Below are 16,778 nucleotides of genomic sequence, written 5' to 3' on the forward strand. Positions count from 1 at the left end.
GCGGCGCCAGCCTACCCGACCATGGCGCCCGCCTCTACCGCGATGCCCTGCCCCTCAGCGCCACACCCAGCCTCGAGGGCAGCCCGCCGATCGAGCCAGGGCAGGACGAGCGGCAGGACAGCCATGAGATTCTTGTAGCGCAGCATCGATTCGGGCATCTCGCGCAGGCGGGCAGCTAGCGCGGCACAGGCTCCGGTCACCGTCGAGATCTCGTCGAGGCTGCAAACATAAGTATGCACGCCGAAAGCGACGAAGTGGCTCTCCGGCAGGCGGCGCAGGGTCTGCTTTTCGACCCTAAGGTGCAAGGAGGTGCCCAGCGTCGCCGCTTCCAGCTCCATCTCCTTCCTGCGCGTATCGGGCTGAAAGAGCGTAGGATCGTCCGTGAAGGACCAGTTAGCCCGCCAGACGGGTCGCTCGGGCGTCACGCTCGCAAAGAAGCGATCGACCGGGTTGCTCAGCCGTTCGGCATAGCCGGGCACGGGCTGGTGGATCGCGCGCATCGGCTGGAGGAACTTCTCGCGCAGACGCCAACGCATGGGAAAGCAGAGAAAGGCCGACTCCAGCACGTAGCTGCCCTCGGCATTTTTGGAGAGGAGGATGAAATCCTCCTGGACCAGCAGGCCGGCCGTAACGAGCGGCGCCGGCGCGTCCTTGCGCACCTCCTCACCCGTGCGCCGTACGCGCAGGCCGGTCGGGATGGCCTCAAACTGCGCCTCGTGATAGCGGCCTAAATGATCGATGAGGAGGGAGAGGAGTTCCCGCGCGGCCAGGTCGGCCTTGGGGTCATGGACAAAGACGGCCTCGGGCCTCGCTCCCAGCAGGTCGCGCTTGAGCTCGATCTCGTGATCGTAATGCCGGTCGATGTCGATCCATTCGCTAGGCTCCAGCTTGTTCAGGCCCATCGCCAACTGCCAGGGTCGGTCCATGAAGACCAGGGGAAAGCTCGGGCGGGTCATGCGCGGCAAGGTCCTCTTAAGGCATCGACCGACCTCCTACACGCAGAAATCGGGCCAACCAGCAAGCGCACAAGGAGCGCAATCCTGGCGAGGTCGCACGCTTTCGCCCTCCTTCCAGTTGCGCCGTCGCGACAGCTGGCCTAGATGGACCCCGTCCGGGGCGTAGCTCAGCTTGGTAGAGCGCCAGCTTTGGGAGCTGGATGTCGCGAGTTCGAATCCCGCCGCCCCGACCATGCCTACGCTTCGTTCCTTGCCGCGCATCAAGCGCAAGCGTGTCCGCGTTCGAATGTCACAATCGACTGATATATAACCTCAGCGTTTGCCCGTGATCCTACGCAGCCAAGGCATTCTCCGATAGAGAACATGCCATGGTCGTCGTTGACAGGAATGGAGAATCGATGCGGAGAGGACCGAGTGGGATCGATCGGCCGCAGCGATGGCAGACGCTCCGGGGGCGGACCACCCGCACTGCATTGGCGATCGCCATCCCGCTCATGATGAGCCTGAGCGCCCAAGCCCAGGTCTTCATGCCCTCCGCCGGCGATACGAGCCCGGTGAATGGTCGCCTCAGCGATCGACGCAACATGCCGGCACCGCAGCTCCCGACAGGCACCGGACCGATGGTTGAGACCATTCGCGGCGCCCTGGGCGGCAATGTCCAGGACCTGCCTGACGTGCCGCTCAGTGCCCTCAGCATCATGCGGGTACAGCCCTTTCCCGATCGGCCGGTGCCCAAGCTCTTCTGGTATTTCAGCGACGGACTTGAACTCGTCGTCTTCAAGCAGGACAAGCCGGCACCGCTCGTCTTCGTCATCGCCGGTACCGGCTCATCGGGCGAATCGCCGACCGTTCAGATTCTCGGGCGCCTCCTCTACGCGCAGGGCATGAATGTCGTCATCATTCCCTCGCCCAGCCATCCACAATTCGTCGTCACGGCATCGCGAACCTTCGTGCCCGGCGTCATGCAGACGGATGCGGCGGATCTTTTGCGCGTCATGCAGATGGCCAGGGCGCAATTGTCACATGAGATCCAGATTACCAACTACAAATTGGTCGGCTTCAGCCTGGGTGCCATGCATGCGGCATTCGTTGGCGAGCTCGACAGCCGCGAGCACGCCTTCAACTTTAGCAATGTCGTCCTGATCAATCCGCCGGACCGACTCGATCATTCGATCACGCTCATCGATTCCATGCTCCAACGCTACACGGAGCGGGACCCGGCGGCGGTGGATCGGTTCATCCGGACGGTCTTTGCGGGCTTTGCCCAGGTCTATGCCCAATCGCCGACGAGCGACCTCTCGCCCGAGGTTCTCTTCGGCACGTTCGCGCTCTTCCAGAACCGCTTCGATCTCCTCGAGATGCTGATCGGACTCTCCTTTCGTATCTCGGTCGCCAATCTTGCCTTCACCTCGGACGTGATGACTCACAGCGGCGTGTTCATTCCAGCCGATGCGCGGCCGGGCATCGCCAATTCGCTCACAGACGTCTTCAAGGTTGGCCTCGATCACACGCTGCGGGACTATGTGGAAGGGCTGGCACTGCCCTATCTGGCCCGGCATCCGGAACTGGTAGCGCCGGCACCGCCTGGACACACGCTTTTGGAACAAGCCTCTCTCGCGACGATCGGTCCTTATCTGCACCAGACGCCTACCATCGCTGCGATCACGAATCAGGACGATATCATTTTGGCTCCTGGAGACCTCAAGGAGATGAAATCGATCCTCGGCGACCGGCTGACAGTGCTGTCGAGTGGCGGGCACGGCGGCAGTATCGGCCGACCGGACTTCGACGCGGCCTTCAATCGGATGATCGGCCAGTGAGTGCCGCAAGCTTGGGCAAGCGGGCCCTGCCCAAGGGCTGGACCCCACCGGATGCAACCATCGCTCGGCGCGGCCTGCGCTCCTTGGTCCTCCTTCTCGCCCTGGCGATGAGCGCTTGTGCAGCCGTGCCCGCCGAGGATTTGGGCACGCCGCCGCCCAAGGAGGTTTTGGATACGCGCACCAACAGGATCTATCCGATCGAGGTACCCGACCCGCTCGAGGGCTATAATCGCAGCATGTATGCCTTTAATGCGCTGGCGGACAAATACGTGCTCCTGCCAGTGGTGCATGGCTATGAATATATATTGCCCACCTTCGTGCAGGACCGCGTCTCGAATTTCTTCTTGAACCTCGGCGAGATCCGCAACGCCACGAACGGCCTATTGCAGGCCAGACCGGAAATCGCCAGCCTCGCCGTCATACGCTTCGCCGTCAATTCGACCTTTGGCCTCCTGGGCACGTTCGATGTTGCCGGGGCGCTGGGTGCGCAACGCCAGGTGGAGGATTTCGGCCAGACGCTCGGCCGCTGGGGCGTGGCCCCCGGTCCCTTCCTGGTGCTGCCTATTTTTGGTCCCTCGACGGTGCGCGACACGACGGGCCTTGCCACCGACTCGCTCACCACCTTCTATCTGCCGCCCGGGAAGGAAATCACGGACTGGGTCTATTTCAATCCAGGTGTCTACGTGCTGCGTGCGGTCGACGAACGCCATCAAAACTCGTTTCGCTACTATTCCACCGGATCGCCGTTCGAGTATGACCTCGTGCGGTTTCTCTACATGAAGAAGCGGGATCTCGAGATCCAGAAATGAGGATGCGGTCATTCTCACGTCGCCGTGCCATTCAAGGCGTGGCTTCTGGCGGGCTGTTGCTCGGACTCACGGCCTGCGGCAGCCTCTCGCCCACGCGACTTTGGCAACGCGGCTACGCGTTGCAGGCGACACCGGTCTTGCGGGGCAGCATCGCCCCCGTTGGCTGGAATCTTTTGATCATCATGCCGAATGCCATTCCGCCTTTGGATGGCCAGGCGATCCTGAGCGCTGAGGACGGCATGCCGCCCTCAGCGATGGGCGATAGCAAATGGCGCCAGTCACCCACGCTCATGGTGCGCGACGGCCTGCGCGATGCCTTCCTGCAGTCTGGTGCCATCCAGCATGTCGGCATCGAGGGCGACGGCGCGCCCGCCAGCCTTGCCCTGCAGTCCAACATCGCGGCCTTCCAGCTCGAAGAGCCCTCGGGCGAACCGCCGCGCGTCCGCGTGGCTCTGGATCTTGTCCTGATCCGCTCCAGCGATGGCAAAAAGCTGGGCTTCAGCTCCGTCGCCGGTCAGGCAAAGCCTGACGATCTTCGCCCCGCCTCCGTCGTCAAAGCCTTCGACGAAGCCGCGGGCAATGCTTTTCGCGAGGCCGTCAACTGGACCCTTCGCACCGGCGAGCGCCAGCCGGTCGAGTAGGCTCAAGCAGCCCAAAGCGCGGTAGCCGCTGGGAACTCCGGCTCAAGCAGCGCCAAGCACTGCCTGCCAGCCGCCAGCTTTGTCTAGCGGCCCTGGCCTGGGACCGACCCAGGGTCGTGCCTCAGACCACGTCGCTCCATGGACGACTGAGCTGGAGAGCGCATGTGATGAGACCCACATGGCTGTAGGTCTGGGGTAGATTACCCCACATTTCACCGGTCTTGACGTCGATGTGCTCGCTCATCAGGCCAAGACTGTTGGCATGGCCCTGCATGGTCTTGAAGAGCTCACGGGCCTCATCCCGGCGCCCGACCCGATGCAATGCCTCAATGTACCAGAAGGAACAGACGATGAAGGCATGCTCGGGCTCGCCGAAATCGTCGGCCTCGCGATAGCGAAAGACATAGGGACCGTTCACCAAGCGCTGCTCGATCGCCGCGAGGGTGGACAAAAAGCGCGGATCTTTTGCCTGGATGAAGCCGGTGGCAGGCATCAAGAGGAGGGCGGCGTCGAGATCGGTCCCCTCAAAGCTGGAAACAAAGCTTTGCATGGACTCGTTCCACGCACGCCTCAGGATGACCGCCTTGATCGCGGCCGCTGAGTCGGACCAGTAGGTGGCACGCTCCGTCTCGCCGAGTTGGCGGGCAATCCGTGCCAGCCGGTCGCAGGCGGCCCAGCACATCATGCTGGAGTGCGTATGGATGCGCGCATTCTGGCGCAGTTCCCAAAGGCCCGCATCCGGCTTGTCGTACAACTCCCGGGCCATCTCGCCCAGGCGTTCGAGGGCCTGGAAGGCGTCGATGCCAGCCGGTTCGGCCACGCGGTGATCGAAGAATGTCTGGGCGACAGCCAGGATAACCGAGCCGTAGCCATCATGCTGGTGGTGCTCGAAGGCCTGGTTGCCGACGCGAACCGGTTGGTTGCCTCGGTAGCCCCGGAGCGTCTCGACTTCGCGCTCCAAAAGAACGGGCTCGAGGCCGATCCCGTAGACCGGCTGGAGAAAGCCGGTGGCGCTCTCAGCCACGATGTCTCGAAGATAGACCAGATACTGGCCCATGGTCTCGATTGTGCCCAGGCCGTTCAGGGCGCGAACGACGAAGAGCGCGTCCCTGACCCAGCAATAGCGGTAGTCCCAGTTGCGGCCTTCGCCCGGCGCTTCCGGCAGGGAGGTCGTGTGCGCGGCGACGATGGCACCCGTTTCTTCGAAGCTGCAGAGTTTAAGCGTGATCGCCGAGCGGATAACCTCCTCCTGCCAGTCGGCGGGTAGATGGAGATGGCCGATCAGGCGGTGCCAGTAGCCGATCGTCTTTTCGAGGAATTCGTTGGCGATCTCGGCGATCGGCCGGTTCAGCCCCTCGTCCGGGCCAAGGATGAAATGCATCGGCCGATGCAGGCGAAAGAGGCTCTCCGCCATGACGTAGCTGACCGGCGCGCAGGTCGTGAGCCGGGCGGTGAACATGTCGCCCTGGTAGCGGATATGGTGCGTGCCACGGGTCCGTACGGGCTGGATGGCGCCATAGCCGAAGCGGGGACGGAGGCGGACGCGGATGCGCGGGCTGTCCTTGATCGGACGGATTATGCGGATGAGCATGGCCGGCCGGTGCGTGCGACCGAATTGCTCGAAGCGTGGCGCGAAATCGGTGATCTCCAGCCCCCTGCCCGCCGCATCGTAGACTTGCGTGACGAGGACCGCCGTCTTGGCGATATAGTGCCGCTCGCAACGGACGGCGTTTTCCATCTCGATGGCGAAGAAACCGTCCTCGACATCGGCACCGTCGTCGAGCAACCGGTCGAAGATGGGATCGCTATCCAGGCGCGGCATGCAGGACCAGACGATCCTGCCCCAGTCGTCGATGAGCGCGCCTATCTGGCAGTTGCCGATGAGACCGAGATCGAGGTTGGCGGACGGTGCTTCAGGCATGTCCGGCCTCGAGCTCGGCTCGCGCCGCCTCGGCCCAGGCGAGCATACCGGGCAAGGCCATCATCATATCGCGATAGGCTTCAGCTGGGGGACTGAGCACCACGCCATAGGTCGTGAAGCGGGAGACCACAGGCGCCCACATCGCATCGGCGGCCGAGAAGCGTCCAAAGAGAAAGGGACCGTCGCCCGCGTAACGTGCGCGGCAATCCGTCCAGATCGCATCGATGCGCGCAACATTGGGAGCCACCGCCGCCAGCGTCTCTGCATCAGGCTGGATGCGCTCGGCAAACGCCATCGGCATCAGCTTGCGAAGGGTGCCAAAGCCGCTGTGCATCTCGGCCGATATCGAGCGTGCATGGGCCCGCGCCATGCGCGCCTCGGGCCACGCCCTCTGATCGAGCTCGGCTATGAACTCGGCGATGCTGAGCGAATCCCAGACCGGTTGGCCATCGACATGCAAGACCGGGACCCAGCCGGAGGGCGAACGCGGCGCGATCATCGCGGCCGTGTCCGGCCGACGCAGGGGAATGAGCGTTTCCTTGAAGGGAATGTGCAGCTCGCGCAGCAACAGCCAGGGGCGCAGCGACCATGAGGACCAGTTCTTCGAACCGATCACCAATTCCAACTCAGGCATGAAATCCTTCCATAAAACTGGCGTCGCGACCTCTAATCGGCCCAGAGTTCGCGAAATTCATCCAGCACCGCGCCATAGACACCGCGCTTGAAGGGCACGGTCAGCGCGACCAGTTGCTCGGGATCCACCCAGCGATGCGCGGCGAATTCGGGATGCGTGCCAGCGAGGTCGATGTCGGCCTCGCTGCCCTCGAAGCGATAGGCGATCCAAAGTTGGGTCTGGCCCTTGTAGCGGCCCTTCCACATGCGCGCGGCGAGATCGGCCGGCAGGTCGTAGGATCGCCAGACGCGGCTTTTCTTCAAGAGCCGCGCTTTGTTCGTGCCGATTTCCTCGAACATCTCCCGCAGCCCCGCCTGATCTGGCGTCTCGCCAGGATCGATGCCCCCTTGCGGCAGTTGCCAAGCCTCCTGGCGTAGGTCGGCGCGGCGACCGACGAAGACTCGATCGGCCTGATCGAGCAGGAAGATTCCAACGCAGGGCCGGTAGCCGGCCCGCGGCTCGCTGGTCTCGACGCAGCCTGACCTCGCCATGCCCGTCGACTCAGGCGCAGGCGGTCTGGCATTCATTATTGCGCCCGGGCGGCCGCGCTGCCGGTCGCCCGCCCCTCATACATTGAGATACCGCGCAAAATATCGATCGCCCGCGCCAGCTGGTAGTCCTCGCTGTCGAGCGGATTGCCGGCTGTGTCGCCGCTTGGCGATTTTTGCGCATCGGGCGAAGGCTTGTCGGTATTGACGAGGGCGCCCCTGAGATCGGCCTCGTGCCGGCCGCCGGTGTCGTCCTTCAAGGAGACCGACGCCTCGTGTACCTCGATATCGGGCGTGATGCCCTTGCCCTGGATCGAGGTCCCGGCCGGCGTGTAGTAGCGCGCCGTCGTCAACCGGATGGCGCCTTGGCCCGGGATCGGCATGATCGTCTGCACGCTGCCCTTACCGAAGGACTGCGTGCCCATGATGATCGCGCGCCGATGATCCTGAAGCGCGCCGGCGACGATTTCCGAGGCACTGGCCGAGCCGCCATTGATGAGAACCACCATCGGCATTCCGTTCAGAATGTCGCCAGGCTTGGCGCTGAAGCGCTGGATGCTGTCGGGCCGCCGGCCGCGTGTCGAGACGATCTCGCCCTTGTCGATGAAGGTGTCGGCCACCGAGACGGCCTGATCCAAAAGACCGCCCGGATCGTTGCGCAGGTCGAGGACGAGCCCGCGCATGTTGGGCCCGAGCTGCTTTTTCATCTCTTCGATCTTGTCGACCATGTTGGAGGTCGACTGCTCGGTGAACTGGGTGAGCCGGAGATAGGCGACGTCGCCCTCGACCTTGGCGCGCACCGGCGAGACCTTGATGACCGCACGGTTCAAGCTGACATTGATCGGGTCGTCATGGCCCTGACGGACCAGCGTCAATTGGATTTTGCTGTCGATCGGACCACGCATCTTCTCGACGGCATCATTGAGCGTCAGGCCCATCACCGCTTCGTTGTCGATCTGCGTGATGATGTCGCCCGCCTGGATGCCCGCCTTCGAAGCCGGCGTATCGTCGATCGGCGAGACCACCTTGACGAGACCGTTATCCATCGTGACCTCGATGCCGAGGCCGCCGAACTCTCCCTTGGTCTGCACCTGCATGTCGCGATACTGGTCGGCATTCAGGTAGCTCGAATGCGGGTCGAGCGAGGTCAGCATGCCGTTGATCGCTGACTCGATCAGCTTCTGGTCGGAGACGGGCTCGACATATTCCGAGCGCACGCGCTCGAACACGTCCCCAAACAGCTTCAGGTTGCGAAACGTATCCGCCGGCGATGAGGGCTGCTCGGCACCCACGAGCACGTGTGGGGCCAGAGCCATGCCGGCCACCACACCTACCAACGCGACGCCGGAGAGCTTCATCCAGGATCTAGCCATCAACAACCGACCTCGCCCTTAAGATCCAAATCTCTGTCCCGCCCCTCCCAGGAGACGGGTCAGGTCGACGCTATCTGCCAACAGGCGCCGCGCCTAGCCACCAGCCCCGTTTTTCGACAAACGCTGGCCGTATCGGCCGGATTGACCATCGAATTCCTCGCCAACCTAGACGATAGGGCGCCCGGGGCCGGTCGATCAAGTCAGATCATGCATGGCGCAGCAGCGATTGGCCACCCATGGCGGCGGGCTGCGGCTGACCCAAAAGTGCCAGGAGCGTCGGCGCCACGTCGGCCAGCCTGCCATCGCCAAGGCTGCTCCCTTTCGGCCCGCCAAGAAGCATGCAGGGCACCGGATTCAGGGTATGCGCCGTATGCGGCTCACCCGTCTCTGGATCGACCATCATCTCGCAATTGCCATGATCGGCCGTGATGATCGCCGCCCCGCCCATGCTGGCCACGGCCTCCGCCACCCGCCCGAGACAGCCATCGACCGTCTCGACCGCCTCGATCGCGGCCGGGAGGCTGCCCGTGTGACCCACCATGTCGGGATTGGCGAAATTGATCAGGATGAAATCAAACCGGCCACTTCGAACCGCCTCGACGAATTTGTCGCAGAGCGTCGTTGCCGACATGGAGGGCTGCAGGTCGTAGGTCGCCACCTTGGGTGACGGCACCATGATCCGCTCCTCGCGCGCATAGGGCTCCTCGCGACCGCCATTGAAGAAGAAGGTGACGTGGGGATATTTCTCCGTCTCCGCCATGCGAAGCTGCGCCAGACCCGCTTTGGCGATCACCTCGCCCATGAGGTCGTCCATGGATTGCGGCGGAAAGAGGGTGATCAGCAACCTGTCGAGACCCGCCGAATAGCTGGTCATGCCGGCCGCCACGGCGAGCTTGGGGGCGCGGCCGCGATCAAAGCCGTCGAACGCCGGATCGACCAGGGCATCCAGGATTTCCCGGATGCGGTCGGCGCGGAAATTGAGGGAGAGCAGCGCATCCCCCGGCGCCATGCCGCCATAACCCTCGATCACCTGCGGCAGCACGAACTCGTCGCCCTTGTCGTTCGCATAGGCGGCCGAGAGCGCCGCCTCGAAGGAGGCCACACGCGGCCCCGCAGCATGCGCGATCGCCTCGTAGGCCAGGGCGACGCGCTCCCAGCGATGATCGCGGTCCATGGCATAATAGCGCCCTGAAATGGTGGCTGGCACGATACCGGGATCGCCCTTCAGGCCCGCCATGATCGCCGCCACATGGGCTTGGCCCGAACGGGGGGCCGTGTCGCGCCCGTCAGTGAAAATATGGAGGGCCACCTCGAGTCCGGCCTTACGCAGCAAATGCGCCACGCTGACCAGGTGATCTTGATGCCCATGCACGCCACCCGGGGATGCCAGTCCGACAAGATGCACCCGCCCGCTGCCGCTTTGTGCCTTGCCGACGAACTCACGGAAAGGCTGGCTCGCGGCCAAGGAGCCATCTTTCAAGGCAGCGCCGATGCGGGGCAGGTCCTGCATCACGACCCGGCCGGCGCCAAGATTCATATGACCGACCTCGGAATTGCCGAACTGTTCCTCGGGCAGACCGACATTCGGACCGTCGGTGCGCAGAAAGCTGTGCGGCAGGCTGGCCCAGAGGCGATCGAAATTCGGCGTGCGCGCCTGACGAACGGCATTGTTCGCCTCTTCCTCGCGCCAGCCCCAGCCATCCAGGACGCACAGGACCACAGGCCTGCCACTCAAACCCTCACTCATCGCCTATCCTCTTCGATGCGATCGCAGCCGGGATTGCCTCCCGGCGAAATTAAGGCTGCCTAGACTCCGGGCAGCATGCGACGCAGCACGCCGTCCCTCAGCAGATAATGATGCACCAGCGCCGCCAGCGCGTGCACGCCCGCCAGCACGATGATCGTCCAGGCCACATAATTGTGCAGCATGCCGAACGTGCTGCGATAGGCGGATGGATCCGTCAGGATCTGCGGCACGTCGAAAATCTTGAAAAAGGTGAACTCCTCCACCTGCGCCCAACGGAAAGCCCAGCCCAGGACCAACTGCAAGACAAGGAGCACGTAGAAAAGATGATGCAGCCCGCGTGCTGCCCGGTCGATCACCCCCCTGCCGGTCAGCGGCAGCCGGCGGCCGGCCGTGGCCTTCCACAACAACCTGAAGACGAGGACGGCCGTCAGCAGGATGCCGAAGGAAACGTGAAATACCTGGAGCTGATGGCGCAGCCACGTCCCGCGCGGCAGGAAACCCCAGACCTCCGCCATCACGAAAAGTAGGACGACGAGCAGCGCTGTCAGCCAATGCAGGCCGATCGTCACGCCATCGTACCGTTCTACCAGCCGTGTCTCGCCAGCTCCAACCCGCTCTGCCATGCTCAGTATTCCTCCAGCGGCTCACGCGGCAAAGCCGCTGGACAAGGTGAAAGGGACAAGGCCGCCCTGGCGTCAAGCGCTATGCCGCCCTGCCTTCCATGCGCGAGGATCATCGCTCCATGCGCCAGGATCATCACTCCTCGCGCCAGGGTCACCGCCACCCCATGGCCGGGGCCACATGGGTCAAGATCGCCTCGATGACGTGAATATTGTAGTCGACGCCCAATTGGTTCGGCACCGTCAGCAGCAAGGTGTCCGCCTCGGCGATCGCCTCATCCTGCCGCAGCTGCTCGACCAGGCGCTCAGGCTCGGCGGCATAGCTCCGGCCGAAGATCGCCCGCGTCTTCTCGTCGATGAAGCCCACATGGTCGTCATCCGACCCGCTTTGGCCGAAATAAGCGCGGTCTCGATCATCCATCAGGGCGAAGATGCTCCGGCTCACCGAGACACGCGGCACGCGCGCATGCCCGGCCTCCTTCCAGGCCAGGCGATAGGCTCGGATCTGGGCTGCCTGCTGAACATGAAAGGGCTCGCCGGTCTCGTCGTCCTTCAAGGTTGAACTCTGCAGGTTCATGCCGGCCTTGGCCGCCCATACCGCCGTCGCGTTCGAGCCGGCACCCCACCAGATCCGCTCGCGCAACCCTTCTGAATGAGGCTCGACCCGCAAGAGACCCGGTGGGTTGGGGAACATCGGTCGCGGATTCGGCCGGGCAAACCCCTCTCCGCGCAAGACCTCGAGAAACGCTTCCGCATGCCGCCGACCCATCTCGGCGTCGCTTTGCCCCTCCGCCGGCCGATAGCCGAAATAACTCCATCCATCGATCACCTGCTCGGGCGAGCCTCGGCTGATGCCCAGTTGCAAGCGACCGCCCGAAATCAGATCCGCCGCCCCTGCATCCTCAGCCATGTAGAGCGGATTCTCATAGCGCATGTCGATCACGGCGGTGCCGATCTCGATCCGCTTGGTTCGCGCCCCCACCGCCGCCAGCAGCGGAAACGGCGCGGCCAGCTGCCGGGCGAAATGATGCACGCGAAAATAAGCCCCGTCCGCCCCCAGCGCTTCGGCCGCCACGGCGAGCTCGATCGACTGCATAAGCGCATCGCCAGCCGAACGCGTCCGCGACTGCGGCGACGGCGTCCAATGGCCAAATGACAAAAACCCGATCTTTTTCACGCCCATCCTGCCCGTCCCAAAACCAACCGACCGCCCATGGCGACAAGAGACACTACGCGCCCGATGGGAATGGCACAAAGGCAAGGGCGTGAGGAGGAAGCCTTCGGCGACCAGGAGGCACCGCCTCCTGGACCTGGGGGCGATGGGTGGGTCGGACAGCGGGCGGCGCATGAGAGCTATTGTATAAGGACTATATTCCCTGTACAGTGGGCCCCATGGACTGGACCGATCGCCTCGCCCCCAAGCCGCCACGGCGCCGCTACCCCTTCTGGGCCAGGCGCGACCGCAGGCGCACGGCCCAGGCCATGGCGGCCGGACGCAGTGCCGAGGAGATGGCGCTCGTCAATCGCGTGCCCGTCATGGAAGTCGAGAAGCTGCTCCGGGATGAGGAATTCCAGGAGCTGCTTCGGCATTACAGCGCGGTGGCATCGCTCCCTTATGAGGAGCGCATCGCCCGGCTGGCGCCCCTGGCGCTCTCCATCCTGGAGATGGGGCTGGAGACGGGCGACATGCGGGTCGCCATGTTCGTCCTCCATGAGCAGCACCGGGGCCGCGATCCGGCCCGGAGCATGGCCGAGCGCTTCGTCGCCCGGGCCGAGGCCGCCGCGCGGGAGACGCAGCCCAGGCCCGAGCGTCGCCTACCCGTACCGCCGGCCGAGCCGCGCCAGCCGCCGGGCGACTGGAGCCATTGCGCGGCGATACCCGAGCACCAGGAGGAGGCGGAAGCGCTGGCCCTGGCCGATCTGCGCCGGGTGGCGCGGGACAACCGGGCTGAGCTGAACCGGCTGGCGGACAAGCTGGCGTCCGAGGCCGAGCGGATGGGTACAGGTCTCGGGCCGAACGCCTTGCCCTCGCTTCGCCTTGAGGCGGTGGCACGAGGTGTGGCGCGGTACTGGCACGAGCGGCCGGCGGAGAGCATGCAGGCGGCGATACGCTTGCAGGGTGCGAGGAAGATCGGCCGCTACGGGACCGGCCCGCCCTCGTGATGGTGGCCGCCTGAAACCCGGACCTCACCCGCACTGGCAACCCCGCCCCACCCCGGGTCCAGGGGGCGGTGCCCCCTGGCCGCCGGAGGCATCCCTGCTGTCTCGCAGCGAGACGGCGATCATCAGATCGCCGGGGGCAGCCGGAGGCTTTGCATCTCCTCGGGCGAGACGGTCCATCGACTGGCACTGTGGTCATGTCGGTCGCGCATTGGCCGGCATGGATCGGCGTTGCCAAATGGAGCCGAAGGTGCGCCGAGACATCGCCTGGAACGGGCTCTACGTCCACCTCACGTCCGACTAGGGCCGCTATTTCAACGACATCGCACGTCTGCTGCTCTGACGGGGGCGCCGCCCCGCCCCGAGCGCATGGCTAGCCGAACAAAGCCGAGGCGTTGATGACGGTCATGATGACGCCGAAGGCAAGGGGGATGCCGACGACGAGCCAGCGAAGGGCGAGGTTCATGGGTCAGCTCCGGCCAAAGGCGACATTGCTCGGGTTGAGGGGGCGGCCCTCGTCGTCCAGGGGGGCCTGATCGTCGTGATGGTGGTGCGACGCCACTGGCCGGACGAGCAGGTTGCAGACGAAGCCGACGGCGAGCAGGCCCGCCATGATATACATGGTGAAGGTGTAGGCATCGGCCTTGGCCACGCCCGAGGCCAGCTGGTAGTCGCGGATATAGTTGACGAGGACGGGTCCGAGGATGCCCGCGACCGACCAGGCGGTCAAAAGGCGGCCATGGATGGCACCCACGTGCATGGTGCCGAACATGTCTTTCAGATAGGCCGGGATGGTGGAGAAGCCGCCGCCATACATTGAAAGGATGACGGCGTAGCAGCAGACGAAGAGGACGATGTTGCCGGTATGTCCGGTCCAGGGCACCAGGGCGTAGAGGACGATGCCCAGGAGGAAATAGATGGCGTAGGTGGTCTTGCGACCGAGATAGTCCGAGGCCGAGGACCAGAAGAATCGGCCCGCCATGTTGAAGAGGCTGAGGAGGCCGACGAAGCCGGCGGCCGCGGATGCGGTGATGACGCCCGGGAACATTTCCTGGCTCATGGCCGAGGCTTGGCCAAGGACGCCGATGCCGGCTGTGACATTCAGGCAAAGGACACCCCAGAGCAGCCAGAATTGCGGGGTGCGAATGGCCGTGTCGGCGTGGACATGGGCCTTGGTGATCATGGCCGTGGCCTTGACCGGTGGGGTCCAGCCTTCGGGCTTCCAGTCAGTGGCGGGCACGCGGATGGTGACGACGCCAAAGAGCATGAGGGCGAAATAGAGGATGCCCATGACGACGAAAGTCTGTGCGACGCCGACGTCGGTCGGGCTGGCGAAGTAGCGCATCAGCCAGACGGCGAGCGGCGAGCCGATCATGGCACCGCCGCCAAAGCCCATGATGGCCAGGCCTGTCGCCATGCCCGGGCGGTCCGGGAACCATTTCATGAGCGTGGAGACGGGCGAGATATAGCCAAGGCCCAGGCCGATGCCGCCCAGGGCGCCATAGCCCAGATAGACGAGCCAGAGGGAATGAATGGAGATGCCGTAGGCGCCGACGAAGAAGCCGCCGGCAAAGCAGCAGGCGGCCGCCAGCATGGAGCGGCGTGGACCGCCCTCCTCGACCCACCGGCCGAAAATGGCGGCCGAGAGGCCGAGAAAGGCGATGGCGATGGAAAAAATCCAGCCAATGTCGGTAAGCTTCCAGTCGTCGGGTGTCGACTGGGTGATACCCAGGAGCCTGGTCATCGGCAGGTTGAAGACGCTGAACGCGTAGACCTGACCGATGCAGAGGTGAATTGCCAACGCCGCCGGCGGCACGAGCCAGCGATTGTAGCCGGGCGGTGCCACGATGCGCTCGCGCGAGAGGAGTCCTGCCATGGATCGCGTAGCCTCCGGTGTCCTTATTCTCCCCTCTTTTATTGTGGTGGGGAAGGAAAAGGCAACGCGCGATGGCGGCCTTGGCCTAGCGAGCGGCGCGTTCCGCCGGATAGAGGGCGCGAAAGCGCGCGAGGCGCGGCTGGTAGCGCTCGCCGGCCGCAGGGTCGGGCTCGAAGCGCCGGCCGACGGCCGGCCGCTTGCAGACGGTCTCGACGGTCCCCGCGCCGGCCGCCAGCATGGCGAGGCGGGCGGCACCGAAGGCAGCACCCTTTTCCGCCCCTTCCGCCAGATCGAGTGGCAAGGCGAGAATGTCGGCCAGCATCTGCGCCCAAAAAGCGCTTCTGGCGCCCCCGCCCACCAGCATACAGCTGGAAAGGCCGGCCCCGGCATCGTTCAAGACGGAAAGCCCGTCGGCGAAGCCGAAGGCCACGCCCTCGAGCACGGCATAACCGATGGCCGGGGCGCCCTGCCCGGCCCTGAGACCGGCCAGCATGCCGGTGGCCAGCGCGTCGTTGTGCGGCGTGCGCTCGCCCGAGAGGTAGGGCAGGAATATCGGGGCCGTTGCCCTGGCCGCCGGGTCGGCAGCGAAGGCCTCGATATCGGCCAGATAGCCGCCCACGTCCTCCCCGCGACCGACGAGATCGGCTGCCCAGGAGAGCGAGGAGGCGGCCGAGAGCATGACGGCCATGGCGTGCCAGCGCTCGGGCACGGCATGGCAAAAGGCATGGAGGGTGCGCTCGGGCGCTGCCGCCAGCCGGTCGGTGACGGCAAACAGCACGCCGGAGGTACCCAGCGAAAGAAAGCCCTCCCCGGCGTCGACAGCGCCGATGCCGACGGCCGAGGCCGCATTGTCGCCGCCCCCGCCGGCCACGGCCACGCGTCGGCCGGCAAGGCCGAACTCGGCTGCCAGATCGGCCTTGAGCGGCGCCGAATCGGCACTCCCCTCGACCAGATCCGGCATATGCTCGAGCCCGAGGCCGCAGGCTTCGATCAGGACGGGATCCCAGGCGCGCCTGGCCACATCCAGCCAGAGCGTACCGGCGGCATCCGACATGTCGCTGACGAAATGGCCGGTCAGGCGCCAGCGGACATAATCCTTGGGCAGGAGCACCTTGGCAATGGAGCGGAAGATCTCGGGCTCGTGATGGCGCACCCAGAGGAGCTTGGGGGCCGTGAAGCCCGGCATGGCAATGTTAGCGGCGCGGCGCGTGAGGTCCGGCACTGTCGCCATGAGTTCCTGGCACTCAGCAGCCGAGCGGCCATCGTTCCAGAGAATGGCCGGACGCAGCACACGGCCGGACGCGTCGAGGAGCACGGCACCGTGCATCTGGCCCGAGAGGCCGATGCCGCTGAGCTTTGCGAAAGCCTCGGGCGCCTGGCGACGGATCACCTGAAGGACCTGAAGGGTCGCCTGCCACCAGGCCTCGGGGTCCTGCTCGGACCAGCCCGGCTGCGGCCGCTGCAGGGTCAAGGGCACCGTGGCTTCCGCCAGCTCGTCCTGACGTTCGCCCAAAAGAACCGCCTTGATCGAGGAGGTTCCGATGTCGATGCCGATATAACTCATGCGTATTGCCTCCAAGCCGCTGCATGGTTTTGGCCAAGGAAAGGCCGGACGCAAGGCCCCCACCGGATTTGGCGGCCGTATTTGGAGAAGATCTTGCATGGTGCGGCACTCCCGCCGACCATGAGGCGGA

The 16,778-nt window shown here is 64.8% G+C and carries 15 protein-coding genes and 1 tRNA gene; 5 read left to right on the top strand and 11 right to left on the bottom strand.

Going from position 1 to position 16,778, the window contains the following annotated elements:
* Positions 1-11 precede the first annotated feature (11 nt).
* Complete coding sequence (locus CFB17_RS06990; RefSeq protein ID WP_088560696.1) at positions 12-956, bottom strand: heme-dependent oxidative N-demethylase family protein; 945 nt, start codon at positions 954-956, stop codon at positions 12-14.
* Positions 957-1,112: 156 nt separating this feature from the next.
* On the opposite strand from CFB17_RS06990, the gene CFB17_RS06995 reads away from it, so the two are divergent.
* The 4 genes from CFB17_RS06995 (at position 1,113) to CFB17_RS07010 (ending at position 4,226) form a co-directional block, all read left to right on the top strand.
* Positions 1,113-1,189 (top strand) — tRNA-Pro (locus CFB17_RS06995).
* 165 nt (positions 1,190-1,354) lie between these two features.
* A complete protein-coding gene (locus tag CFB17_RS07000; RefSeq protein WP_133063859.1) occupies positions 1,355-2,776 on the top strand; it encodes an alpha/beta hydrolase family protein in 1,422 nt (473 codons plus the stop codon).
* A complete protein-coding gene (locus CFB17_RS07005) occupies positions 2,773-3,585 on the top strand; it encodes an MlaA family lipoprotein (protein WP_207761966.1) in 813 nt (270 codons plus the stop codon). The genes CFB17_RS07000 and CFB17_RS07005 overlap by 4 nt, the downstream gene beginning before the upstream one ends.
* A gap of 56 nt (positions 3,586-3,641) precedes the next feature.
* A complete protein-coding gene (locus tag CFB17_RS07010) occupies positions 3,642-4,226 on the top strand; it encodes an ABC-type transport auxiliary lipoprotein family protein (protein WP_133063860.1) in 585 nt (194 codons plus the stop codon).
* A 121-nt stretch (positions 4,227-4,347) separates the two neighbouring features.
* Here CFB17_RS07010 and CFB17_RS07015 read toward each other — a convergent pair whose 3' ends face one another.
* The 7 genes from CFB17_RS07015 to CFB17_RS07045 all read right to left on the bottom strand — a co-directional run bounded on the left by CFB17_RS07015 (position 4,348) and on the right by CFB17_RS07045 (position 12,225).
* On the bottom strand, positions 4,348-6,147 hold the full coding sequence (locus tag CFB17_RS07015) for a glycoside hydrolase family 15 protein (RefSeq protein ID WP_088560699.1): 1,800 nt from the start codon (positions 6,145-6,147) through the stop codon (positions 4,348-4,350).
* Positions 6,140-6,781, bottom strand: a complete 642-nt coding sequence (locus tag CFB17_RS07020) for a glutathione S-transferase family protein (RefSeq protein WP_088560700.1) — start codon at positions 6,779-6,781, stop codon at positions 6,140-6,142. The genes CFB17_RS07015 and CFB17_RS07020 overlap by 8 nt, the downstream gene beginning before the upstream one ends.
* A 32-nt stretch (positions 6,782-6,813) precedes the next feature.
* A complete protein-coding gene (locus CFB17_RS07025) occupies positions 6,814-7,311 on the bottom strand; it encodes an RNA pyrophosphohydrolase (protein WP_088560701.1) in 498 nt (165 codons plus the stop codon).
* 35 nt (positions 7,312-7,346) lie between these two features.
* Entirely contained in the window at positions 7,347-8,681 is a 1,335-nt protein-coding gene (locus CFB17_RS07030; RefSeq protein WP_088560934.1) for a S41 family peptidase, read from the bottom strand.
* 205 nt (positions 8,682-8,886) lie between these two features.
* On the bottom strand, positions 8,887-10,428 hold the full coding sequence (gene gpmI / locus CFB17_RS07035) for a 2,3-bisphosphoglycerate-independent phosphoglycerate mutase (RefSeq protein ID WP_088560702.1): 1,542 nt from the start codon (positions 10,426-10,428) through the stop codon (positions 8,887-8,889).
* Between the two features lie 59 nt (positions 10,429-10,487).
* Positions 10,488-11,051, bottom strand: a complete 564-nt coding sequence (locus CFB17_RS07040; protein ID WP_088560703.1) for a cytochrome b — start codon at positions 11,049-11,051, stop codon at positions 10,488-10,490.
* Positions 11,052-11,202: 151 nt separating this feature from the next.
* A complete protein-coding gene (locus CFB17_RS07045; protein WP_088560936.1) occupies positions 11,203-12,225 on the bottom strand; it encodes an LLM class flavin-dependent oxidoreductase in 1,023 nt (340 codons plus the stop codon).
* A 215-nt stretch (positions 12,226-12,440) separates the two neighbouring features.
* Between CFB17_RS07045 and CFB17_RS07050 the strand changes: the two genes are divergently transcribed.
* The gene (locus CFB17_RS07050) at positions 12,441-13,211 is read left to right on the top strand and encodes a hypothetical protein (RefSeq protein WP_088560704.1); all 771 of its coding nucleotides are present in this window, start codon (positions 12,441-12,443) and stop codon (positions 13,209-13,211) included.
* 370 nt (positions 13,212-13,581) lie between these two features.
* Here the strand turns inward: CFB17_RS07050 and CFB17_RS20130 are convergent, their stop codons facing one another.
* The 3 genes from CFB17_RS20130 to xylB form a co-directional block, all read right to left on the bottom strand.
* Positions 13,582-13,674, bottom strand: coding sequence for an MFS transporter small subunit (locus CFB17_RS20130; RefSeq protein WP_456061939.1), 93 nt, complete (start codon positions 13,672-13,674; stop codon positions 13,582-13,584).
* Between the two features lie 3 nt (positions 13,675-13,677).
* Entirely contained in the window at positions 13,678-15,084 is a 1,407-nt protein-coding gene (locus tag CFB17_RS07055) for an L-lactate MFS transporter (RefSeq protein ID WP_088560705.1), read from the bottom strand.
* Between the two features lie 85 nt (positions 15,085-15,169).
* Positions 15,170-16,648 carry a xylulokinase gene (gene xylB, locus CFB17_RS07060; RefSeq protein WP_088560706.1) on the bottom strand — a complete coding sequence of 493 codons (1,479 nt, stop codon included), beginning with the start codon at positions 16,646-16,648 and terminating at the stop codon, positions 15,170-15,172.
* Between the last annotated feature and the right edge of the window lie 130 nt (positions 16,649-16,778).

Source organism: Arboricoccus pini, from assembly GCF_900187945.1.
GTDB lineage: Bacteria > Pseudomonadota > Alphaproteobacteria > Geminicoccales > Geminicoccaceae > Arboricoccus > Arboricoccus pini.